This window comes from Termitidicoccus mucosus, from assembly GCF_038725785.1.
GTDB lineage: Bacteria > Verrucomicrobiota > Verrucomicrobiia > Opitutales > Opitutaceae > Termitidicoccus > Termitidicoccus mucosus.
In genome coordinates, this window is record NZ_CP109796.1 from 5,543,597 (window position 1) to 5,564,466 (window position 20,870).

21 protein-coding genes and 1 pseudogene are annotated in these 20,870 nt (G+C 60.2%); 13 read left to right on the forward strand and 9 right to left on the reverse strand.

Going from position 1 to position 20,870, the window contains the following annotated elements:
• The first annotated feature begins 14 nt into the window (after positions 1 to 14).
• Together OH491_RS19280 and OH491_RS19285 are read left to right on the forward strand one after the other, a co-directional pair.
• The gene (locus OH491_RS19280; RefSeq protein WP_068770029.1) at positions 15 to 3,164 is read left to right on the forward strand and encodes an efflux RND transporter permease subunit; all 3,150 of its coding nucleotides are present in this window, start codon (positions 15 to 17) and stop codon (positions 3,162 to 3,164) included.
• 1 nt (position 3,165) lies between these two features.
• Positions 3,166 to 4,095 (forward strand): DUF6268 family outer membrane beta-barrel protein, encoded by a 930-nt coding sequence (locus OH491_RS19285; RefSeq protein ID WP_068770028.1) that lies wholly within the window; start codon positions 3,166 to 3,168, stop codon positions 4,093 to 4,095.
• Positions 4,096 to 4,310: 215 nt separating this feature from the next.
• Here the strand turns inward: OH491_RS19285 and OH491_RS19290 are convergent, their stop codons facing one another.
• Positions 4,311 to 4,646, reverse strand: a complete 336-nt coding sequence (locus OH491_RS19290; RefSeq protein WP_068770027.1) for an ArsR/SmtB family transcription factor — start codon at positions 4,644 to 4,646, stop codon at positions 4,311 to 4,313.
• Between the two features lie 57 nt (positions 4,647 to 4,703).
• Here OH491_RS19290 and OH491_RS19295 point away from each other — a divergent pair, with 57 nt between their 5' ends.
• Together OH491_RS19295 and OH491_RS19300 are read left to right on the forward strand one after the other, a co-directional pair.
• The gene (locus OH491_RS19295; RefSeq protein WP_334319245.1) at positions 4,704 to 7,178 is read left to right on the forward strand and encodes an FAD-dependent oxidoreductase; all 2,475 of its coding nucleotides are present in this window, start codon (positions 4,704 to 4,706) and stop codon (positions 7,176 to 7,178) included.
• Between the two features lie 118 nt (positions 7,179 to 7,296).
• The gene (locus OH491_RS19300) at positions 7,297 to 7,650 is read left to right on the forward strand and encodes a glycoside hydrolase family 95-like protein (protein ID WP_145928735.1); all 354 of its coding nucleotides are present in this window, start codon (positions 7,297 to 7,299) and stop codon (positions 7,648 to 7,650) included.
• Positions 7,651 to 7,653: 3 nt separating this feature from the next.
• Here the strand turns inward: OH491_RS19300 and OH491_RS19305 are convergent, their stop codons facing one another.
• Both OH491_RS19305 and OH491_RS19310 read right to left on the reverse strand, forming a co-directional pair.
• Positions 7,654 to 8,277: a type IV toxin-antitoxin system AbiEi family antitoxin domain-containing protein gene (locus OH491_RS19305; protein WP_145928734.1), complete on the reverse strand. Its 624-nt coding sequence runs from the start codon at positions 8,275 to 8,277 to the stop codon at positions 7,654 to 7,656.
• Complete coding sequence (locus OH491_RS19310) at positions 8,274 to 8,852, reverse strand: hypothetical protein (protein ID WP_145928733.1); 579 nt, start codon at positions 8,850 to 8,852, stop codon at positions 8,274 to 8,276. Before OH491_RS19310 ends, OH491_RS19305 begins: the two co-directional genes overlap by 4 nt.
• Before the next feature lie 105 nt (positions 8,853 to 8,957).
• Here OH491_RS19310 and OH491_RS19315 point away from each other — a divergent pair, with 105 nt between their 5' ends.
• Together OH491_RS19315 and OH491_RS19320 are read left to right on the forward strand one after the other, a co-directional pair.
• A complete protein-coding gene (locus OH491_RS19315; RefSeq protein WP_342750636.1) occupies positions 8,958 to 10,016 on the forward strand; it encodes an IS1634 family transposase in 1,059 nt (352 codons plus the stop codon).
• Entirely contained in the window at positions 10,006 to 10,806 is an 801-nt protein-coding gene (locus OH491_RS19320; protein WP_342750637.1) for a hypothetical protein, read from the forward strand. Before OH491_RS19315 ends, OH491_RS19320 begins: the two co-directional genes overlap by 11 nt.
• A 69-nt stretch (positions 10,807 to 10,875) precedes the next feature.
• On the opposite strand, the pseudogene OH491_RS28240 reads toward OH491_RS19320, so the two are convergent.
• From OH491_RS28240 to OH491_RS19345, 6 genes and pseudogenes are all read right to left on the reverse strand, one after another.
• Positions 10,876 to 11,034 (reverse strand): annotated as a pseudogene (locus tag OH491_RS28240) (nucleotidyl transferase AbiEii/AbiGii toxin family protein); the annotation flags it as partial.
• A 92-nt stretch (positions 11,035 to 11,126) separates the two neighbouring features.
• Positions 11,127 to 11,312 carry a hypothetical protein gene (locus OH491_RS19325; RefSeq protein WP_068770023.1) on the reverse strand — a complete coding sequence of 62 codons (186 nt, stop codon included), beginning with the start codon at positions 11,310 to 11,312 and terminating at the stop codon, positions 11,127 to 11,129.
• A gap of 16 nt (positions 11,313 to 11,328) precedes the next feature.
• Positions 11,329 to 11,553, reverse strand: a complete 225-nt coding sequence (locus tag OH491_RS19330; protein WP_068770022.1) for a tautomerase family protein — start codon at positions 11,551 to 11,553, stop codon at positions 11,329 to 11,331.
• A gap of 137 nt (positions 11,554 to 11,690) precedes the next feature.
• Positions 11,691 to 12,470 (reverse strand): DUF5131 family protein, encoded by a 780-nt coding sequence (locus tag OH491_RS19335; RefSeq protein ID WP_068770021.1) that lies wholly within the window; start codon positions 12,468 to 12,470, stop codon positions 11,691 to 11,693.
• Positions 12,467 to 12,727: a hypothetical protein gene (locus OH491_RS19340; protein WP_068770020.1), complete on the reverse strand. Its 261-nt coding sequence runs from the start codon at positions 12,725 to 12,727 to the stop codon at positions 12,467 to 12,469. The genes OH491_RS19335 and OH491_RS19340 overlap by 4 nt, the downstream gene beginning before the upstream one ends.
• Before the next feature lie 345 nt (positions 12,728 to 13,072).
• Complete coding sequence (locus OH491_RS19345; protein WP_068770019.1) at positions 13,073 to 13,363, reverse strand: DUF134 domain-containing protein; 291 nt, start codon at positions 13,361 to 13,363, stop codon at positions 13,073 to 13,075.
• A gap of 63 nt (positions 13,364 to 13,426) precedes the next feature.
• Here OH491_RS19345 and OH491_RS19350 point away from each other — a divergent pair, with 63 nt between their 5' ends.
• The 7 genes from OH491_RS19350 to OH491_RS19380 all read left to right on the forward strand — a co-directional run bounded on the left by OH491_RS19350 (position 13,427) and on the right by OH491_RS19380 (position 20,822).
• The gene (locus OH491_RS19350; RefSeq protein WP_068770018.1) at positions 13,427 to 14,404 is read left to right on the forward strand and encodes an ARMT1-like domain-containing protein; all 978 of its coding nucleotides are present in this window, start codon (positions 13,427 to 13,429) and stop codon (positions 14,402 to 14,404) included.
• 15 nt (positions 14,405 to 14,419) lie between these two features.
• On the forward strand, positions 14,420 to 14,836 hold the full coding sequence (locus OH491_RS19355; protein ID WP_084442100.1) for a NifB/NifX family molybdenum-iron cluster-binding protein: 417 nt from the start codon (positions 14,420 to 14,422) through the stop codon (positions 14,834 to 14,836).
• Positions 14,805 to 15,275, forward strand: a complete 471-nt coding sequence (locus tag OH491_RS19360) for a PaaI family thioesterase (RefSeq protein ID WP_068770017.1) — start codon at positions 14,805 to 14,807, stop codon at positions 15,273 to 15,275. The genes OH491_RS19355 and OH491_RS19360 overlap by 32 nt, the downstream gene beginning before the upstream one ends.
• Positions 15,275 to 17,047, forward strand: coding sequence for a Fe-S cluster assembly protein SufB (gene sufB / locus OH491_RS19365; RefSeq protein ID WP_084442098.1), 1,773 nt, complete (start codon positions 15,275 to 15,277; stop codon positions 17,045 to 17,047). Before OH491_RS19360 ends, sufB begins: the two co-directional genes overlap by 1 nt.
• Before the next feature lie 81 nt (positions 17,048 to 17,128).
• Positions 17,129 to 19,099 (forward strand): threonine--tRNA ligase, encoded by a 1,971-nt coding sequence (thrS, locus tag OH491_RS19370; protein WP_084442097.1) that lies wholly within the window; start codon positions 17,129 to 17,131, stop codon positions 19,097 to 19,099.
• Entirely contained in the window at positions 19,096 to 19,848 is a 753-nt protein-coding gene (locus OH491_RS19375) for a ZIP family metal transporter (protein ID WP_068770016.1), read from the forward strand. The genes thrS and OH491_RS19375 overlap by 4 nt, the downstream gene beginning before the upstream one ends.
• A gap of 137 nt (positions 19,849 to 19,985) precedes the next feature.
• On the forward strand, positions 19,986 to 20,822 hold the full coding sequence (locus OH491_RS19380; RefSeq protein WP_068770015.1) for an MBL fold metallo-hydrolase: 837 nt from the start codon (positions 19,986 to 19,988) through the stop codon (positions 20,820 to 20,822).
• Positions 20,823 to 20,870: the final 48 nt, after the last annotated feature.

Genomic DNA, 20,870 nt, shown 5'->3' on the forward strand with positions numbered 1-20,870 from the left:
CCCGGAGATTTCCCATGGCCAAGTTTTTCATCGAGCGCCCCATCTTCGCGTGGGTCATTGCGATCATCATCATGCTGGCCGGCTTGGCAGCCGTCTATTCGCTGCCCATCGCCCAGTATCCCAACATTGCTCCGCCGGCGATCTCCATCGCCGCCAGCTATCCCGGCGCCAACGCCAAGACGCTTGAGGATAGCGTCACGCAAGTGATCGAGCAGCGCATGAACGGCATCGACCACCTGCGCTACATGGCTTCGACCAGCGACTCCGCGGGCAACGTCAGCATCACGCTGACCTTCGACGCCGGCACCGATCCCGATATCGCGCAGGTGCAGGTGCAAAACAAGGTGCAGCTCGCCATGCCTCTCCTCCCGCAGGAGGTGCAACAACAGGGCGTCCGTGTGACCAAGTCCGTGCGGAACTTCCTCATCATACTCGGCTTCGTCTCGACCGATGGCAGCATGACGCGCGACGATATTTCCGACTACGTCGCCACCAACCTTCAGGACGTGATCAGTCGCGTGCCCGGCGTGGGCGACATCCAGCTTTTCGGACCTTCCTACGCCATGCGTGTGTGGCTGAACCCGGACTCGCTCGCGAACTACCGGATCACGGTCAACGAGGTCATCGCCGCGATGCAGGCGCAGAACACTCAGGTTTCGGCCGGATTGCTCGGCGGCACCCCCGCCGTGCCAGGCCAGCGGCTGACGGCGACCATCACCGCCCAGACGCGACTCGAAACGCCGGAGGAGTTCGGCGACATCCTCCTGCGCGTCAATCCCGATGGCTCCGCCGTGTGTTTGCGTGATGTCGCGCGGATCGAACTCGGCGGCGAAAACTATGCGATGCAGAGTCGCTATAACGGCCAGCCGGCCTCCGGCATGGCGGTTCGCCCGGCGCCCGGCGCCAATGCCATGGAGACGGCCCGGCTCATCCGCGAGAAGATCAGCGCACTCGAGGCGTTTTTCCCGCCGGGCCTCAAGGTCGAATACCCGCTTGATACGACGCCCTTCGTGCGCATCGCGATCACGGAGGTCGTGAAGACCCTCGCCGAGGCCATCATCCTCGTGTTCCTCGTAATGTATCTGTTCATGCAGAACTTCCGGGCGACGCTCATCCCCACAATCGCCGTGCCGGTGGTGCTGCTCGGCACGTTTGCCGTGATGCAGGCCCTGGGCTTTTCGATCAACACGCTCACGATGTTCGGCATGGTGCTGGCCATCGGGCTGCTGGTGGACGACGCCATCGTGGTGGTGGAAAACGTCGAGCGCGTGATGAGCGAGGAAGGTTTGTCTCCGAAGGAGGCGACGAAGAAATCGATGGGCCAGATCACCGGTGCGCTGATCGGCATCGGGCTCGTGCTGTCCGCCGTGTTCGTGCCGATGGCCTTCTTCGGCGGCTCCGTGGGCGTGATCTACCGGCAATTCTCCATCACGGTCGTGTCCGCGATGGTTCTTTCCGTGCTCGTGGCGATCGTGCTCACGCCCGCGCTCTGCGCGACGATGCTGCAACCGATCCCGAAAGGGCACCACCACGGCAAACGCGGCTTCTTCGGCTGGTTCAACCGCACCTTTGACCGCAGCGCCGACCGCTACGCCTCGGGCGTCGGCAAGCTGCTCCAGCGCACCGGGCGCTCCCTCATCGTCTACGCAGTCATCCTGGGCGGCATGGCGCTGCTATTCCTCCGCATGCCGACCGGCTTTTTGCCGGAAGAGGACCAGGGTATTCTATTCGCCCAGGTGCAGATGCCCGTTGGCGCCACCCAGGAGCAGACGCTCGAAGTCATCAAGCAGGTCGAGCACTACTTTCTCAACGAAGAGAAAAACGCGGAGTCTATTCTGACTATCGCCGGTTATAGTTTCGGGGGCCAGGGCCAAAACGCCGGCATGGCTTTCATCAAGCTCAAAGACTGGTCTGAACGGTCAACCGAGGCGGACCGCGTCAGGGCCATCGCACAACGGGCGATGATGAAGTTTGCCAGTTTCAAGGACGGAATCGCCTACGCTTTCGCGCCGCCCGCCGTGATGGAGATGGGCACGGCCAACGGCTTCGATTTCCGCCTCCAGGATCGGGCGGGGCTCGGCCACGAGAAGCTGATGGACGCTCGCGGGCAATTCCTGCAACTCGCCGCGCAGAATCCGAATCTCGCCAACGTCCGCCCGAGCGGCTTCGACGACACGCCGCAATTCAGGGTCGATATTGATCGGAAGAAAGCCAGTGCGCTCGGGCTTTCGCTCAGCGATATCAACCGCACGCTGTCAACGGCATGGGGATCGTCCTATGTCAATGACTTCATCGACCAGGGGCGCGTGAAGCGGGTCTATCTCCAGGCCGATGCGCCCTATCGCATGCTGCCCGATGATCTGAATCGCTGGTATATGCGCAACGCCCGGGGCGAGATGGTGCCTTTCTCGGCCTTCGCCAGCGGCAGATGGACCTACGGCTCGCCTCTGCTCGAACGTTACAATGGCCTTCCTTCGATTGCCTTCCAAGGTCAGCCCGCCGCCGGCAAGAGCACCGGCGACGCCATGCAGGCGCTCGAAGAAATCGCCAGCCAGCTTCCGGGCGGCATCGGCTACGAATGGAGCGGCCTTTCCTACGAAGAACGTCTCTCCGGCTCGCAGGCGCCCATGCTTTACGCGATTTCGCTGCTCGTCGTGTTCCTCTGCCTGGCCGCGCTGTATGAAAGCTGGTCGATTCCATTCGCGGTCATGCTCGTTGTGCCCCTCGGGGTCATCGGCGCTCTGCTCGCCGCGTCGCTGCGCGGCTTGCCCAACGACGTATATTTCCAGGTGGGACTACTCACTACGGTCGGTCTCTCGTGCAAAAACGCCATCCTGATCGTGGAGTTCGCCAAGGCCGGCTGCGAGCAGGGCATGAGCCTCGTCGACGCCACCGTGCAGGCTGCGCGGCAGCGTCTGCGGCCGATCCTGATGACGTCGTTTGCCTTCATCCTCGGGGTGCTCCCGCTGGTCAGGGCTAGCGGCGCCGGCTCGGGCAGCCAGAATGCCATCGGCACCGGGGTCATGGGCGGCATGCTCAGCGCCACCTTCCTCGCGATCCTGCTCGTGCCGGTGTTCTTCGTCGCCGTGCTTCGCATCTTCAAACCCACGGCGGCCCCTTTAGCGAAACCCACCGATAATCGAATTTCCCCACAACTATACTAAGATGAAAACAACCAAATCCAAATACAGCGCATTGCCTGATATCCTGGAGTCGCTTCGGCGGCCCCTCTTATGTGTCGCCATCGGCGGCCTTGCTATACCCGCGGCGAAAGCCGCGGAGCCACAACAAGGTTTTTCTCCCGATTTTGATGTCACCGCCAAATACTCGTTCTCTACCAACGAAGATTTGGAGCGGGGCGCCAAGGTCGGCGAAGTGGAAGTAAGTCATGTCGAAGTTGAAGCGGGCATGAGCTTCCGCCTCTTTGAAGGCTGGCGTTTCCGCACCGGCGTCTTTGCCAGCAGGTCGGACCTTGAATTGACCGGCGTTGTTCCGCTGCCGGATCAACTGGAAGCGGTGGGCCTGTCCCTGAGTGCGACGAAGTTCTTCGGCGGCGAGGACGAGGATAATTGGCGGGCCACGTTGATCATTCGTCCCGGGATATTCTGGGACGGGTCCGGTTCATCAAGCGATGGTTTCAACGCTTCGACCCTATTGAGCGTGGGCAAACGCTACAGCCCGACTTTGGCGTGGGATGTAGGCGTCCGGTTCTATCCCGACAGTAAGGATGAGGTGCTTCCGGTCTTTGGGGTGCGTTGGGATTTTCACCCCGACTGGATGCTTTCGGTAGGATTTCCCCGAACGGAAGTCACCTACAAGCTGGCTCCGAATTGGACCCTGAAAGGAGGCCTGCGATTCCAGGGAGGCACGTATCATGTCGGAACGGCTTTGGCGCCCGGACTCGGCGACACCTATCTGGAGTATCGTGAAATGCGCGTAGGTGGCGGATTCGAATGGAGGATCAACGATTCGCTCTCGGTGAATCTTGACGGCGGCCTGGTGGTTGATCGTCGGTTCGACTACTTCGACCGTGGCTACGAATTGAAAGGAGATTCGACCGCCTATTTTTCCATCGGAATATCCGCGCGCTTCTAGTCGGAGCCCGCTGCAACGAGCATCAAGTTCCCCTGCGATGGCCAATGATTGGGCGCGCGGACGGATGAAAAAGAGGCCGAAGCTCCTCGTATCAGTCTTCGTCGGGAAGCATGAGCGTGAGCACCGGTTCATCCGCGTTGCCAGAACCGATGTGCAGTTTGATGGCATGGATCTTTCCTGTGATGCCAACCTCAAAGGATGGCATGCGAGGAGTGTCAGCCGAAGCGAGCGGCGCGGTCGGCGAACTCGCGACGGAGGCCACCGCAGACGAGCGCACAAAGCTCGTGGACCATGGGGTCAGCCACTGCGTAGAAGACTTGCAAGCCCTCGCGTCGGCGGGCAACGAGGCCGGTAGCGGCAAGAGTCTGCAAATGCCGGGAAATGTTGGTCTGGGTGCCACCGGTAGCGTCCACGATCTCGCCGACAGGGCGCTCACCCGTCATAAGCGCCTGAAGGATGCGCAGGCGGGTGGGTTCACCGAGCACGGCGAAACGGCGGGCGACCAGTTGCAGCGCATCCTCGTCCATTGGCATCGGTTTCTTTTGCGACATAGTCGGATCCAAGCGAGGTCTTGACAGTATGTCAATTATATGCGCATATGCTCATATATGAACATAAATGCCAGGAGAAACGGATTGAGAGTAGTGATTGTCGGCGGCGTGGCCGCAGGCGCTTCGGCGGCGGCTCGGGCGAGAAGGCTGGATGAGTCGGCGCGGATCACGGTGGTGGAGCGCGGGCCGGATGTGTCGTTCGCCAATTGTGGGCTGCCCTATCACGTGGGTGGGGAAATCGCCGACCGTTCCCGGCTGGCCGTGCACACACCGGAGAGCCTGTCGGCGCTGCTCGACATCGAGGTGCTGACGCATACGGAGGTAACAAAAATCGACCGGAAGCGCAAAGTTCTGGAGGTTCGCGGGGTGAAGACCAACTCGTGCCGCGAGTTGGCCTACGACCGGCTGATCCTCGCGCCTGGGGCCTTGCCGCTGCGGCCGCCGTTGCCGGGCGTGGGCGACCCGCGTGTTTTCACGCTGCGCAATTTGCAGGACATGGACCGGATCAAGGCGGCGGTGGAACGGGCGGAGTCGGCTCTGGTGATCGGCGGCGGGTTCATCGGTCTGGAGATGGCCGAGCAGTTGCGGCGCACGGCCTGCGCGGTGACGCTGGTCGAGGCGTTCGACCAAGTGCTGCCGCCGCTCGATCCGGAGATAGCCGCGCCGGTGGCGCAGGAGTTACGCGCCGCAGGCGTAGCGTTGGTGTTGGGCGATCCAATCGCAGGGTTCGCAGAGGACTCGGGGCGGCTGACGGCGGAGTTGAAGTCCGGGCGTCGCGTGCAGGCGGACTTCGCGGTGCTGGCGATCGGGGTGCGTCCGGAGAGTGAGCTGGCTGCGGCCGCGGGGCTGGAACTGGGGGCGCGGGGGGCGATCAAGGTGGATCGTTTCATGCGCACCTCGGACCCGGACATCTATGCCGCGGGCGACGTAGTGGAAAGCTTCGACCGGCTGACCGGCACACCGATGAATCTGCCGCTGGGCGGGCCGGCCAACCGACAGGGCCGGGTGATTGCGGACCATATTTTCCGTCCCGAAACAGCGCGCCCCTATCCGGGGCATCTGGGCACGGCTGTGGTGCGGGTCTTCGATCTGGTCGCGGGCACCACTGGCTGGTCGGAGAAGCGGTTGCGGGACGCAGGGCGCGCGTATCGAGCCACGGTGGTGACCGATCATCAGCACGCGGGCTATTTCCCGGGGGCGACGCCGTTGACGGTGAAACTGCTGTGGTCGCCGGAGGATGGGAAGCTGCTGGGCGCGCAGGTGGTCGGTGCCGATGGGGTGGATAAGCGGCTTGATGTGCTGGCAGCGGCGCTGGCAGGTGGCCTCACGATAGACGATCTGGCGGAGCTGGAATTGGCCTACGCGCCGCCGTTCGGCAGCGCACGCGACGTGGTGAACACCGCGGGGTTCGCGGCACAGAACGTGCGCGACGGGCTGGTGCGCACGGTTGACTCGCCTCCCGAGGGATATGCGGTGCTGGACGTGCGTCCGGTGGAGGCGGTCACAACGTCGCCGGTGCCGGGTGCGGTGAACATTCCTTACGCCGAATTGCGTTCACGACTCGGCGAGTTGGATCGCGGCAGGTCATGGCTGGCGGTGTGCGCGTTGGGCAAGACGAGTTATTTCGCAGCAAGGGTGCTGACGCAGGCGGGATTCGAGGTGGTCGGACTGGCCGGTGGTCTGCGGGTGCGTCCGCAGGCGACAGCGAAGCGCGCCGAGGGTGATGTGAACGATTTGCCTCCAAAGCCGATGGTGAAGTCGTTCTTGGCTGTGGAGACGGCGACCGGGACAATGACGCTGGATTGCACGGGATTGTCGTGTCCGGGGCCGTTGCTACGGGTGAAGGCGGCGTGCGAGACGTTGCGTCCAGGGGCCGAATTGGCAGTGACAGCGTCCGATCCGGGATTCGCGAACGATGTGGAAGCGTTTGCGCGTTCGACTGGACTGGAGTTGCTCGGCGTGGAACGGACCAAGGGCGTCGTAAGCGCACGGCTGCGGCGTCCGGCAGTCCCCATCAGGGGGGGCGCGGGTTCGAACGCGAGTCTGGGCGAGCCGCGCCGCAAGGGAGCGACGGCGGTCGTGTTCTCCGGCGAAATGGACAAGGTGATGGCGGCGCTGGTCGTGGCCAACGGAGCGGCGGCGCTGGGCGGGCACGTGACGTTGTTCTTCACCTTCTGGGGGCTCAACGCTCTGCGGCGTGGACAGCCGGTGGCCACGTCGGGGAAATCGTTTCTGGACCGGATGTTCGGCCGGATGCTCCCGCGAGGATTGGAGGCGCTGCCATTGTCCAAGCTCAATTTTCTCGGAGCAGGTCGAAGACTGATGAAGCACCAGATGGCGTCAAAGGGACTGCCGAACCTGCCGGGATTGCTTGGTGCAGCGCGGCTGGCCGGAGTGCGGCTGGTGGCGTGCACGATGTCGATGGAAGCAATGGGCATCCGTCCCGAGGAGCTGATCGACGGAGTGGAGTTCGGCGGCGTGGCCGATTATCTGGAGTCGGCAGAGCGGTCGGGCACAAACTTGTTCGTTTAAAGGCAAATCAGTCGGTAAAAAAACGCGGCGAAAGCCGCGCTTCGTGCAGGTATTGGAGCCAACGGTGCCAGAGCACCTGTTCATCCCCGAACAGTATACGGGAGAGCGAGGCCACCGTATGATATCCGGACGGGAGCCTTGGAACGTTCACCCATGTGGCGACGATGGACATTCAGATCATCCGCCGTTCCAGATCGACGGTAACTTTGGCGGTCCGGCCGGGCTCGCCGAGGCGCTTTTGCAGAGTCACCGCAGCGAAGATGACCTGCCGCTGATCGAGTTGATTCCGGCTCTGCCGCCCTTGTGGAATGAGGGCGCAATCAAAGGATTGCTCGCCCATGGCGGCGTGACGGTGGACCTCGCATGGAAAGATGGGCGTGTCGCATCCGCCACTTTCACGGCCTCGCGCGACAGGGACGTGAGCGTGACGGGTCCGGCCATCGTTGCAGAACGATTACCCACAAAACGATGACTGCTAATCGGCGACCTCAGCGTGCTGTTGGCGAATGCGATCCAAGGCCTGCTCCACCGACGCCCGCACCCGCGGGGTTGGAATGCGCCGCAGCCATTTCTGGACCTCGCTCCAGCGCAGCCCTTTCAAATCGGTCTCAGGCAAACTCCCGCTGACGCGGCTCCGGTTCATGGCCGCGAGATAAGCCAGGTCGAACACGGCCTTTTCCGGCGAAGCAACAAACCCGTCCACTCGGGGATCGTAAGCATACCCCCCGAAAAGCTCGGGCTTGATGCGATGCAGCGCGATACGCCCCCCGGCCATTTCGACTTCACCCGGCCGCCCCAGCGTTACGGCAAACAGGCTCTGGGGCATCTGCTGAATCCGCTCATGCAGGCGCAGCGCCGAAGCACCGGAGAGATACGCCACATACGGGTCAGCTGCCGCCGTGACCAGCGCACCGGGTTTGGAGGCCATGCCGCCGATCATCCACGAGCCTTTTTTCAAAGGCGTGCTCAAGCCGTCCGCGGCCAGCCGCCGCAGGGCCATCGAGGCCGCAGGAATGCTGACGCCGGCCAGCTGCGCCGCCGTGCGCGTCGTGACCCGCTTATGCCCGGCCAATTTCTGATAAAATCCCAGGGTGGTCATGGCGAGGAGGGCGGCAGCGCCGCCATGAGATCGTGCCACACTTTTTCCGACATCGTCTTCCATGCTTCCGGTGTGCCGTAGTGCGCCGCCAGATCGGCGGGCAGGAAGGGCACCACCTGATCCTGAAACATGGCGAAACTGATTAGACCGAGTTGCCCGATGGCCTGCTCCACTAACTCCGGCGGCGATTCGCGCCCGGCTGCGGCATAGTGTGACAGGTGATGCAGATCGAAGACATCCCGCGCCTGCACCTGCGTCCGGGTCGCCAACGCGTTGATTTTCTGCCGATAGGCCGCCGAGCCCGTATAGTGGTTGAACACAAACGGGACGACCTGTTGCGCAGCCAGCAGGGCCGCTGACGGCGGCTCGGTCGCGTTGTTTTCAAAGGGTTCATCTTTCCGGCGGGAAAACTCCAAACGGGTCGGCAAAGGGTTCCCTTCGTAGATGACATGGAATTTCCACCGCTGCGCAGTCTCGGTCTGTTTGGCCGGTTTGATTTCACTCAGCGTAATGCCGACCGACGCTAGCCCGAGTTCGTCAGTTCGTGTATTGGCCCAAAAAGGTATCAGAGGCAAGGCCTCCGGGGCGAGGTTGCGGTTACGAGGGAGACTCGTTCGCCAAGTCAATGTAGTGCCGAACACCCTCTTGTTGGCCGCCGGGTTTCCTGCGATACTGGCGGCATGTTCCTGCGGCGGAAAAACAAGAAGGCGCGCGGCATCGGTTACAGCTATTGGCACCTGTGCGAGACGGTGCGCACCGCGCGGGGACCGCGCCAGCGGGTCGTCGCCTCGCTCGGCAAGCTGGACGAAGCGGAAGTCGCCGGCCTGCGCGGCGGCTGGGACGATTTGACTGCGCTGCTCCGCGGCGAGGCGCCGTCGTCCGCGGCCAAAACCGCCGGGCTGCCGGGTTTGATGCCTGCGATTCCGGCGGCACCGCCCGTGCAGTGGGAGCGCGCCGATGTCGGTGGCCTGCGCGTCGAGCGCACGCGTGATTTTGGTGAAAGCTACCTTGGGCTCGCGCTCTGGCACCGGCTCAAACTCGACGAGTTGCTCGCTGCTGCGGCCGGCCGCGAGTCGGTCGCCTGGTCGCACATGGCGGCGCTGCTCACCGTCGCCCGCTTCTGTGCGCAACGCTCGGAACTCGGCGTTGCGGAGCATTGGTATGAGACCACCGCGCTCGACGATCTGCTCGGCATCGATCCCACGGCGGTCAACGACGCCCGGCTCTACCGCGCGCTCGATCAACTCGGCCAGCACAAGGACGCGCTGTGCGCGCACCTGATGGCGCGTTACCGGCAGTGGTTCGGCGTGCGGTTCGAGTTTCTGCTCTACGACGTGACGAGCACCTACTTCGAAGGCGTGGCGGAGCGCAATGCGCAGGCCCGGCGCGGCTACTCGCGCGACAGCCGCGGCGACTGCAAGCAGGTCTGCATCGGCCTGGTCTGCACGCCGGAGGGACTGCCGCTGTCCTTTGAGACTTTTGCGGGCAACCGCGCCGACGTCACCACGGTCGAGGAGATCGTCGCGGCCATGGAAACCAAATACGGCATGGCCGAACGCATCTGGGTCATGGACCGCGGCATGGTCAGCGAGGCGAACATCGCGTTTTTGCGCGGACGCAAAGCGCGTTACCTCGTGGGCACGCCGAAGAGCTGGCTGCGCCACGAAGCGGCGCTGGGGAAAGTCCGACTGGCAGGAGGCGCAGGCCGGGCTGGAAGTGCGCTTCGTCGTGCACCCTGACGGACCACCGGGCGAAAAATACGTCCTGTGCCGCAGTGGAGCGCGTGCGCAAAAAGAGCGCGCGATGCTCCAGCGCCAGAGCAAGGGTCTGACCGCGGCACTCGGCCGCATCGCGGCCTGGCTCGGACGCCAGCCGCAAACCGATCAGGAGGCGGTGGGCCGGCGGATCGGCCGGGCGTTGGGCAAGTTTCCCGCCGCCGCGGCGATCGTCCAGGCCACGGTCCAGCGCGATGCGGCCGGCCGCGCCATCGGCCTGGAGATCGCCAGCGCCGTGGACGCGGGCCAAAAGCGCACCGCCAGAAAGGCGCGTATCTGCGCGCGCGAGGAAACCGACCCGGCCCAATTGTGGCGCTGGTATATCCAGCTCACGCAGGCGGAAGCGGCGTTTCGCACCGCCAAAAGCGACCTGGGCTTGCGGCCGATTTTTCACCACAAGGAGGACCGCGTGCAGGCGCATCTGCTCGTGTGTTTCCTCGCGCTGGCCCTGTGGCGGACACTTGAGCAATGGATGTGCGCCAAGGGTCTGGGCACCTGCGCCCGGCAACTGGTCACGCAAATGGCCGGAGTGAAAAGCGTCGATGTGTTGTTACCGGTCCTGCGCGGCACGATGCGCACCGAACTGCGCCTGCGCGTGGTCGCCTGCCGGCGACCGCTTGCTCGCCCACCTTGGCCTGCGTCTGCCGAAAGGCCCGCGCATCGTCGCGAATGTAGTGCCGAAAAACGCCTCGGAATCGCCGCAACACCTTGCACCGCAACAAAACCGTTCCGCAAACTGACGAACTCGGGCTAGTTCCGTCAGCAGCGGGCGCCCTGCCAGGACCTTGTTGACGTTCTTCTTGAGAATATCGACGCCCACCACGCGTGCGTCGAAATCGATGTCTTCGGAAAGACGCGGGCTGTTGTGGTAGAGCCGCAGGTTCACCCCGCCCTTCAAACAGATCGTGCCGGGACTGATCACCGCCGCGAAATGTCGGAGGAACAGGAGGTGGAAACGCTCAACTGTCTCTCTTTGGTTCACAGCTAGTTCTTCACACGGGCATTAAGATGGTGCAATGGTAATTTTTCCAATCTACAGACACTATCAAAGTCATTTTATTTTTAATGAATGCCTTAAGAAATCTCATTGAGATACCCCATCAGGCTGTCGTAGAACGGCTCGCGGAACAGAAATCCGAACGGAGCGAGCGAATCTCGCGCAAAAAGGCGGCTGGCGGCCGGGTTCACCGGCCACCTTTTTATGTCCGCCGCAAACTCTCTGGGATCGCCACGCGAGCGCACTGCCGATGTGCCGAGCATGGCGATCTTCGTGGCTTCATGTGCGGTTGGCTTTTCGGCGCTTCGGAACCGCACCGAAAAGCTTTCCCTCGCCGGCCCAGTCACTGGCTTTCACGTCTTCGAACAGCACGTAGATGTATTTCGCATCGGTGCCGGTGTTGCGGACGATGCTGTCGGTGATCTCGGCGGCCACTCTGGCTTTTTGTTTGTGGGTTTTGCCTGTGAACCAGGCGACTCTTACGAGGAAGCCGAAAGGGGTCAAGCCGATGTTTCTTGATTTTCCAATGTCATGATTTCTATAACTCCATTACCATGAGCAATAATGATCCAATTTCTCATGCACGCCACTGCGGTATGGAAATCAAGAAACATCGGCTTGCCCCCTTTTTTCCTTTAAGGCTACATCCTTGCCATTGCGTCATAGGGGTATTCTTCCCAAATCCGACCATCCAGTTCGTTTCCAGCAATGTTGTTGATTACACCACCCCATTGCTTGTGGAAGAACGCCAGCTTGCTTGCCTTGCTGGCGTCACGGATAGCGCGAATCCACGGTATCCGGTCGATTCGTGGGGTCCAACGGCAATTGGCCAACGTCACCAAGGCTCTCGATTGGCGGATGGTCGCATCCATCAGATGCTCGCCACTCTCGCCTCCGGTAATGACCCAGTCCAAGCCAGACCAGTCCACGGCGAGTGGCGACAACAGAGGCTCGGCGGAAACAAACCGATAGCCATCCGTCTGGACTTCTCGCAGCACATCCAGACGGTCGGCCACCGCCTGACTCTCCACAGTAACACCCACCCAGATGTTTTTCGTAAACCGTCGCCGCCGACTGTAGGACAGCATGGCTTCGGGACGCTTGGTGAGAATCTGGTAGGTCAGATGCGGAGTCGCCTCCATCACATCAAACATTTGGTCCACAAATGACCGGGGGATGGCGCTCCAGAAGACATCGCTCATGGAGTTCACGAAGATGCGTTGCGACTTCACGAGGTTTTTCGGTTGATTCAAACGCTCGGGATGGAGCGTCATCGCAAAACCATTGGGGTAGGCTTTACCGCCGGAGAAACGCTCCGCTAGCGTACTCGCGTAGCAATACTTGCAACCCTCCGATACTTTCTGGCAACCCGTCACTGGGTTCCATGTCTTGTCAGTCCACTTTATGCCGGTCTTGTTCATGCGGCACCTCCTTGCGGAATGCTGATGATCAGATCATCCGGTTGCTCTCCGAGAAGTTCCTTTGTTGCTCCGGCAAGAACATGGCGCAGGTTTATGGCGGAATCAATATGCTCATCCCGCCAAGGAACGATTTGGCCAGTCGAGTTTCTGGCGCACAGGGTAACAACCCCGAGCGAACCCTGATCGGTGCTCAACAAAAAGTCACCGCGACCGAGGTAGTTTGCATACACGATAGTTTGGGATTTGGTATTATTCATAGAATATGAAGTTTTTGACTTCATATTTTTATGTTAACTATATAATAACAATTTGGTTATAGGTTGTCATTGCACGGATTTGACCACATCAAAGGCAAGGGATGTGGCTTCGCCGATAAGCCAAGGCCCCGCCCGCCCACGCACCGCACCAACGACTCCACTAATACGCTGCACCACACATTATTCGCATTCCTGTAATCGATAAACGGCTTCCTCCCCGCCAAAAACTCAAGGGAACTCCAAACCGGCATTATTTATTCAAAAAAGAAGGGGGTGAGCAAATGTTTTGACCACGAAGAAGCGTAACAGAGAATGAGCCATTTTGGATGTCGGCAACAGAATGCATCATTCCATTTTGAGGGGGCGCAGGATTTTCAACGCCTGACCGCCAGCCAGCGCCTGGGCGATTTTTTGCCGGGCGCGCCTCACAATGCGGTCAAAGGTCTGACGCGATACCCTCATGCGACGCGCAGCCTCGGTGTGATATAGATCCTCGGCATCGGCCAGCCGGATAGCTTCCATCTCGTCCGCAGCGAGTTCGATTTCCTGGAGATCGCGCAGCGGTATTCCCGCCGGTTTGAAATAATCACTCGGCGGCTGGTGCGTGATACGGCGCGGACAGGTCGGGCGTGGCATGGGAAAAACAAAGCTTGCGAATAAACGTTACGAGCATATGCTCATAATAATGATTTCTGAAATATGACTGCAGACGCAGGCAAACACCACAAGGATAATTCCCGTAAGGTAATCCCTCGCGAGTGGGGTCTCAGTCCCATCCGGCCTTCCGGCGCGGGCGTTGTGCCCGGGCCGTTCGAATGTTTGCCATGCCTGAGCCGCCAACTTGCGATGACGGCGCAGTTGTCTGACGCCGGAAAGCAGAAGCGACATGCAGGGATTGCCGAGGCGCTTATGCATCTGGCCATGTCGGAGCCTGACACGCCGCTTCCTGTGGTCTCAGAGGATCTTCAACGCACGGTCATGCGCCACACCGGGGGGGCCGATTCCTATGCCGATGTGCGACGGCGGCTTTCCTCGGCGGCACGGGCTCTGTTGCCTGCCTTGCTACGCTTGCAACAGGAAGCCCGCGATCCCTGGCCGGTGGCGGTTCGTGTCTCTGCGGCAGGCAACCTGATGGAGCAGGCGCGCGATCCGGAACAGGCGGGTGCAGCCATGGACGCAGCCTGGCATGCGGCGGTCCGGGGCAGGCTGGCGCTCGATCATGGTGAAGAACTTCGGCAGGCGGCGAAGGATGCCCGACGAATTGTTTTTCTGGCGGATAATGCCGGCGAAGTTATCTGGGACAGCCTGCTTATCGACCAACTGGGAGCGTCACGGGTGACGCTTGCCGCCCGGCGTTTGCCTTACCTGCACGATGCGCTGGCAGAAGAGCTTGTTTCTCCTGATGATCGCATGGCCTGTGAAGTGGCGGCATTCGATGATCCGCCTCCCGGATACGCGAGAGAGCACGGCACCGGGTCTTTGGATCAGCTCCTGGCCGGTGCTGATCTCGTCATTGCCAAGGGCTCCGAATGGCCGGAGCGTCTGGCCGGACGAGTCCCCGCTGAATTATGTTTTTTCCTGTTTGCTCCTGCCTGTCACCGTATTGCGACGCGTTTCGGGGTGCCTCCAAAATCGCTTGTGGCAGCCCACGCGGCCGCACTCACCACGCTCCGGTAATCTATTTCTCTCCACATGAACATCGCCATTCCTCTCACCGACAACAGCGTCTTTTCGCTCCACTACGGAGGCTCAATCAAAGTGGGCCTTTATGAAGTTGATCCTCAGAAGCGTTTGATCCTGAGTTCCTCTGAAATCATCCCTCCCCTGGCAGAACCCTGCGAATGGGGCACTTGGCTCTGTACCCAGGAGGTGAGAGTCCTTCTGGCCGGAGGCATTGGGAGCGGTGCGCAGGCATGCATGGCCGAGTCAGGCATCCAGGTGATCGCCGGTTTGCCTGCTGCCGAGCCGCGGGAACTGGTACAGGCGTGGCTGGATGGCCGATTGGTCGCCGGCCCGAATGCGTGCAAAGAGCATGACGGGCATCACGAACATGACGAGCATCATCAGGGACATTCGCATGGCAACGCACATCACCATTGCTGCCACTGAGCAAACCCGCAAGTCGCTCCAAAGTCAGTTTCACAGCCATTGCCACGCGTGTGGAATGCCGGGCTCCGGCGGATTGGATCTGCACTTCGTGACCGACTCTGATGGCAACGTGGCGACGGACTGGTTTTGTCCAGGCAACTGTCAAAGTTATGAAGGCATTCTCCACGGGGGCGTCATTGCGACCTTGCTCGACAGTGCGATGGTGCATGCGCTTTTTGCCCGTGGTATTGTTGCCCATACGGCTGAATTGCGGGTGCGCTACCGGCGTCCCGTCCGGATTGAGAACAGCGTGCGGGTGACGGCTTGCACGCAGTCGCACACCGGCCCGCTCCATCTGACCTCCGCCACACTCATTCAGGACGGCGTGCCCTGCGCCACGGCCCGGGCCAAATTCATGGCCGTCCCCTCTTCTGCTGCCCTTCCCGAGGGCCTATTCTGATGAAAACTCACGCCATCGCCTCCTTTCACCGTGCGCCTGAAAGACTGAACTGTGCGCAGGCCGTCCTGTTTGGATATCAGTCCATAACCCATGACAGGACGATCCCGGTTGTCGATTTCAAACCATTCGGGGGCGGCCGCGCGCCCGGCGGCGAGTGCGGAGCGCTCCATGCCGCGTGTTTGCTCGCACCAAAGGCCGCCACCGAAATTCGCCGGGCATTCAGGGGCTGCGCCGGGGCGACCCGGTGCAAGGAGCTCAATGGTTTCGCATGTCTGAAATGTGTGGAATTGGCCGCTCATCTCCTCAATGAGCACACATTGTCAAAGACAATATTGGAAACGCCCCCGGTTCAGTCGCCGCAGGCAGGCGCGGACAGTGCTTCGTCCGACATGCCCCGACTGCCGAACATCCCGGATGATCCCCCCGCCATTTTGCCAGCCGAACGCGATGCGGGCATCGGATTGAATGGACGCACCGTGGAATACCTGTCGGACTGCAAGGCCGAACCCTCTTGGCTGCGCGCACAACGGCGGGCGGCATTGCATTCGTTTACCGCGGCGGAGCGAATACTCCAATGGGCTCCGCCCTCGCTGGCGGAAATTCCCCTTGACGGCCTCCGTTATTATTCCGCGCCGGCGGCGGTGCGGGAGCCTTCTGGCCGCGCAGGCACAGCCCGCGTGCTTGATGCGCTCGGAGTGGCCCGCGACGAGGCCGCGTTTCTTGGCGGCTCACAGGCGCAGATCGATGGAGAGGTTGTGTATGGAAGCCTCGCAGAAACATGGGCGCGGGCCGGGGTGGTGTTTGTTGACTCGACACGGGGGCTGATCGAACACGGCAGTTTGTTCCGTCCGCATTTCGGCACGGTTGTCGGGCGGGACGAGAATCTGTTCACCCGGTTGAATGCGGCGGTGTTTTCCGGAGGTTCCTTTATCCATGTGCCGCCGGGCGTGCAACTGACCGCACCGCTCAAATGTTTCATGCATTTGCAAGGTGGCGGGAGCACCCAGTTTGGACGCACACTTATTGTCGTTGGCGAGGGGGCGGAAGTGACGTTTTTTGAGAGTTGCACTTCGGCGGCCAGACCCGGACCCGCATTGCACTGCGCCGTGGGTGAATTTGTTTTGGGTCGCGATGCCAAACTCAACTACGTGGCCTTGCAGAACTGGAAACCCAATGTGTTTAATCTTGCGGTGCTTCGAGCCCGTCTTGCCGCGGGCGCGTCCATTCGGTGGATTGATTGCAATGTGGGTGGCCGCCTCACGATGAAGTATCCATGCGCCTTGCTTGAAGGCGAGGGCGCCTCGGCCGAGGCCATGTCGATTTCGGTTGCGCGCACGGGGCAGCACCATGACTCGGGGGCCAAGATGTTTCATCTGGCCTCCAACACATCCAGCACGATCACGGCCAAGAGCGTGAGCATCGGCGAGGGCCGTTCCGGATACCGGGGATGGGTGCGGATGCCCGCCTCGGTGCATCGGTGCCACAATCACACCGAATGCGATGCGCTGCTGGTCGATCGCGCCAGCAGAACCGACACATATCCTGCCATCCAGGTGCGCGGATACGACAACACCGCCCAACATGAGGCGAGCGTTTCCCGTCTTGATGAGGAGCAGATTTTTTACATGCGCCAGCGGGGCCTGTCTGAAGATGTCGCGCGCGGCCTGAGCATAAACGGCTTTGTGAGCGACCTCGTGCAACGGTTCCCCCTTCAATATTCCCTTGAAATCAAAAAACTCATCGAACTGGAGATGTCCGGCTCCGTTGGTTGAGCCCGGTTCCTGTAAACCGGAACAGCCATTCCCGGCCGGACAATCACATTCTGACTGAATTTGTCATTTCCAATTTTCACCATGTCCATGACTCCTCTCGAAGAAATCCGGCATTCGTGCTCGCACGTGCTGGCCGCCGCCCTCCTTCGCATCCATCCGAATGCGAAACTCGACATAGGACCGCCGACCGGCACCGGTTTTTATTACGACGTTGATCTGGACCACAAGCTGACGCAAGAGGATCTGGACAGGCTTGAAGTGGAAATGAGGAAAATATCCGCCGAAACCCAGGCGTTCATTCGCAAGGAAGTTTCCCGCACAGAAGCCGTTGAGATCATCAGGAAAATCGGCCAGGAACGCTACAAGCTCGGCCGCCTCGCCGACATCCCCGAAGGCGAAAAAATCTCGTTCTACCAGAATGGCGAATTCATCGACCTGTGCGCGGGCACACACGTCCGGCATACGTCGAAACTGAAGGCGTTCAAACTGCTCTCCATTGCCGGCGCGTATCACCGCGGCGATGAAAAGAACAAGCAGCTCCAGCGCATTTACGGCACCGCCTTTGCCTCGAAGGAGGAACTCGCGCAGTATCTCGAACGACAGGAGCAGGCCAGGCTCCGCGACCACCGTAAACTCGGCAAGGAACTCAAACTTTTCCATATCGACGAAGACGTGGGACAGGGACTCATTCTGTGGACGCCTGCCGGCTCGGTCATCAGACAGGAGTTGCAAAATTTCATCCTGGAAGAGTTGCAAAAGCAGGGCTACTCGCAGGTTTTCACGCCGCACATTGGCAAGCTCACCCTCTACAAAACCTCCGGTCACTTCCCGTATTACAAAGAATCGCAATTCCCGGCTTTTGCCGAACCAGACGCCATGTCCAGGGTTGCCGACGAGGGTTGCAGTTGCGCAGAACTCTGCGCACGCCTCGAAGCCGTTGCTTCTTCGTTCGCTGACGAGATCAACCGTCGCGCCGGCAGGGAAGTGATCGGCCATAATCGCGTGATGGATGCCGGCAAACTTCTCGATGGTTTTCTGCTACGCCCGATGAATTGCCCGCATCACATAAAAATCTTCGCTTCGCAGCCGCACTCGTATCGCGACTTGCCGGTGCGTCTGGCGGAGTTTGGCACCGTGTATCGCTGGGAACAATCCGGCGAACTCAATGGCATGACCCGCGTGCGTGGCTTTACCCAGGACGACGCCCACTTATTCTGTACCGAAGGACAGGTTGCACAGGAGGTTCTCGGTTGTTTGTCGCTCGTGAAAACGGTTTTTGCCACGCTGGGTCTCACTGATTACCGCGTGCGTGTCGGACTACGCGATCCGAACTGCGCGAAATACACTGGCACGGCTGAAAACTGGGCCAAAGCCGAAGCCGCCTGCCGTGACGCCGCCAGGACACTCGGCGTTCCTTTCACGGAAGAACCCGGCGAAGCCGCCTTCTACGGCCCGAAGATCGACTTTGTCGTCAAGGATGTCATCGGCCGGGAATGGCAACTCGGCACGGTGCAGGTTGACTATAACCTGCCAATCCGCTTTGACCTCTCCTACATTGGCGCTGACAATCAACCGCACCGTCCGGTGATGATCCATCGCGCGCCCTTTGGTTCGATGGAACGTTTCTGCGGCGTGCTCATCGAGCACTTTGCCGGAGACTTTCCGATCTGGCTTGCCCCGGAACAAATCCGGCTCGTGCCGGTCAGCGACAAAGTCCTCAGTTACGGACAAAACCTCCTTGCTCAACTCCGCACCGCCGGCCTGCGCGCCACGCTCGATGAACACAGTGGCAAACTTGGGGCCAAAATCCGCAGTGCTGAAACCGGGAAAATCCCTTACACGCTTGTGCTCGGCGCGAAGGAGGCGGAAGCGCAAGCCGTCAGCGTCCGCAGTCGTGCGAAAGGTGACGAAGGTGTCATGCCGTTTGCACAGTATCTTGAACGAGTGAAACACGAAGTCGCAACCCGGGCGTTGCCGATCCGGGTATCCGTTCCAGAACTCAATGACGTTGCCAAAGACGGAGGCAAAATGAACCGGTTCAAACGACCATGACACTTGTTCTCATCCTGATTTTTTCGACGCTGGGCAGCGTGGGCGCTGTGCTTTTGGCCGCCGCCCTGTTTCTGACGCGCCGCGATTTTTCATCCCGGCTAAAAACCATCATACTTGGCTATGCCACCGGCACCTTGCTGGGCGCGGCTTTTCTCGGGATGATTCCGCATGCATTGGAACATTTGCCGTCACATGCGGTGCTCACAACCGTTCTGGCAGGCATCATCGGGTTTTTCATCCTCGAGAAACTGCTGGTCTGGCGTCATTGCCATGAAGACGATTGCCATGTTCATGCACAAGCGGGGCCTCTCATTCTCATCGGAGATGCGTTCCACAACGCAATTGATGGCATGGCGATTGCATTGGCATTTCAACAATCCTGGTCTCTTGGCATCGGAACCGCACTTGCAGTCATCGCGCATGAGATCCCGCAGGAGATTGGTGATATCATGATCCTTATCCATCATGGATGGAGCCGAGGACGTGCTGTGTTTTATAATGTGATGGCAAGCCTGACGACACTCCTGGGCGCGTTGCTCGCTTACGCGATTGGCAACAGCGTATCCGGGATGGCTCCGTATGCATTGGCGGTTTCCGGGGCGAGTTTCATTTACATAGCGCTTGCCGACCTGACACCGGACCACCGCACACAAACCTGTTTCCGGGCGACCCTGCTACAGGTCACCAGCATGGCGGCGGGTATCGGCACAATTATACTGGTCCACGCATTGATGCGACCCGGGCATTAGCTGCATTAAATAATGCGAGTCCTTCCGGCATCGTATAGTCAGGTTTTAAGCAAATATTCCGCGGCTTTGCGCGTCAATGCGGTAGATGGCCGGTTTGCGCCGCCAAGCGGTCTTCGTATTCATGCATTATTTTCTCAATGATCACCATTACACTTCTCGTTGAAAACACGGCTCGCGATGCCGGCATGCTGGGCGAGCACGGTCTTGCCTGGTGGATCGACACAGGAACCCATCATGTCCTTTTTGATACGGGACAGGGCATGGCATTGCTCAAAAATGCCATGCGGCTTGGAATAAACCTCGAATCAACAGATGCGATTGTCCTCAGTCATGGACACTCCGATCACACAGGTGGATTGGAGGAAGTCCTGACTGTTGCAAAGCATGCGACACTCTACCTGCATCCGAGGGCCACCGAACCAAAATACACCGGTTCAGACCACAAGCCACATGGACGCCGGATCAGCGTGGATTTTGTGGAAAAAAATGCCTTCCGGCTTTCTGCCGCCCGAGTGGAGGTTACGCGTGTTCCGGTTGAGGTTGTCTCCGGAGTTTGGACGACGGGGGAAATACCCAGAATAAACGATTTCGAAGATACGGGAGGACGGTTTTTCCTCAATGCGGCAATGACCCGACCGGACCCCTTGCTGGATGATCAGTCCATTTTCATCCCGACGGCAAAGGGTCTGGTGGTGGTCTTTGGTTGTGCCCATGCCGGTTCGATCAATACGCTTGGTCATATCGGCAACCTGACGAACCATGCCCCCATCCGCGCCTTGTTTGGCGGCTTGCATCTCGAAAATGCCACGCCACGCAGAATGGATGCGACCATGAAAGCACTTCGCGAATACCATCCTGAAAAAATGGGGTTCTGCCATTGCACCGGATTCCAGGCCATGCGCAAGTTGTGGGATGAGTTCCCAGGCAAGTGCGTCCAAACGCAAGTGAGTTCACAATTTGAGTTTCCTGACTGAATATTTTAGAAATGCAGCTCGCTGCTGATTAAAGGAGTAGACGGTTAA

What these genes read in the sequence shown, in the direction of transcription:
- OH491_RS19350 (WP_068770018.1), top strand. Translation starts at nt 13,427, where the DNA reads ATGACTGCAGACGCAGGCAAACACCACAAGGATAATTCCCGTAAGGTA.
- OH491_RS19305 (WP_145928734.1), bottom strand. Translation starts at nt 8,277, where the DNA reads ATGACCACCCTGGGATTTTATCAGAAATTGGCCGGGCATAAGCGGGTC.
- sufB (WP_084442098.1), top strand. Translation starts at nt 15,275, where the DNA reads ATGAAAACTCACGCCATCGCCTCCTTTCACCGTGCGCCTGAAAGACTG.
- OH491_RS19360 (WP_068770017.1), top strand. Translation starts at nt 14,805, where the DNA reads ATGGCAACGCACATCACCATTGCTGCCACTGAGCAAACCCGCAAGTCG.
- OH491_RS19340 (WP_068770020.1), bottom strand. Translation starts at nt 12,727, where the DNA reads ATGAATAATACCAAATCCCAAACTATCGTGTATGCAAACTACCTCGGT.
- OH491_RS19315 (WP_342750636.1), top strand. Translation starts at nt 8,958, where the DNA reads ATGTTCCTGCGGCGGAAAAACAAGAAGGCGCGCGGCATCGGTTACAGC.
- OH491_RS19345 (WP_068770019.1), bottom strand. Translation starts at nt 13,363, where the DNA reads ATGCCACGCCCGACCTGTCCGCGCCGTATCACGCACCAGCCGCCGAGT.
- OH491_RS19295 (WP_334319245.1), top strand. Translation starts at nt 4,704, where the DNA reads ATGAACATAAATGCCAGGAGAAACGGATTGAGAGTAGTGATTGTCGGC.
- thrS (WP_084442097.1), top strand. Translation starts at nt 17,129, where the DNA reads ATGTCCATGACTCCTCTCGAAGAAATCCGGCATTCGTGCTCGCACGTG.
- OH491_RS19335 (WP_068770021.1), bottom strand. Translation starts at nt 12,470, where the DNA reads ATGAACAAGACCGGCATAAAGTGGACTGACAAGACATGGAACCCAGTG.
- OH491_RS19325 (WP_068770023.1), bottom strand. Translation starts at nt 11,312, where the DNA reads ATGCTCGGCACATCGGCAGTGCGCTCGCGTGGCGATCCCAGAGAGTTT.
- OH491_RS19380 (WP_068770015.1), top strand. Translation starts at nt 19,986, where the DNA reads ATGATCACCATTACACTTCTCGTTGAAAACACGGCTCGCGATGCCGGC.
- OH491_RS19290 (WP_068770027.1), bottom strand. Translation starts at nt 4,646, where the DNA reads ATGTCGCAAAAGAAACCGATGCCAATGGACGAGGATGCGCTGCAACTG.
- OH491_RS19285 (WP_068770028.1), top strand. Translation starts at nt 3,166, where the DNA reads ATGAAAACAACCAAATCCAAATACAGCGCATTGCCTGATATCCTGGAG.
- OH491_RS19375 (WP_068770016.1), top strand. Translation starts at nt 19,096, where the DNA reads ATGACACTTGTTCTCATCCTGATTTTTTCGACGCTGGGCAGCGTGGGC.
- OH491_RS19280 (WP_068770029.1), top strand. Translation starts at nt 15, where the DNA reads ATGGCCAAGTTTTTCATCGAGCGCCCCATCTTCGCGTGGGTCATTGCG.
- OH491_RS19355 (WP_084442100.1), top strand. Translation starts at nt 14,420, where the DNA reads ATGAACATCGCCATTCCTCTCACCGACAACAGCGTCTTTTCGCTCCAC.
- OH491_RS19300 (WP_145928735.1), top strand. Translation starts at nt 7,297, where the DNA reads ATGATATCCGGACGGGAGCCTTGGAACGTTCACCCATGTGGCGACGAT.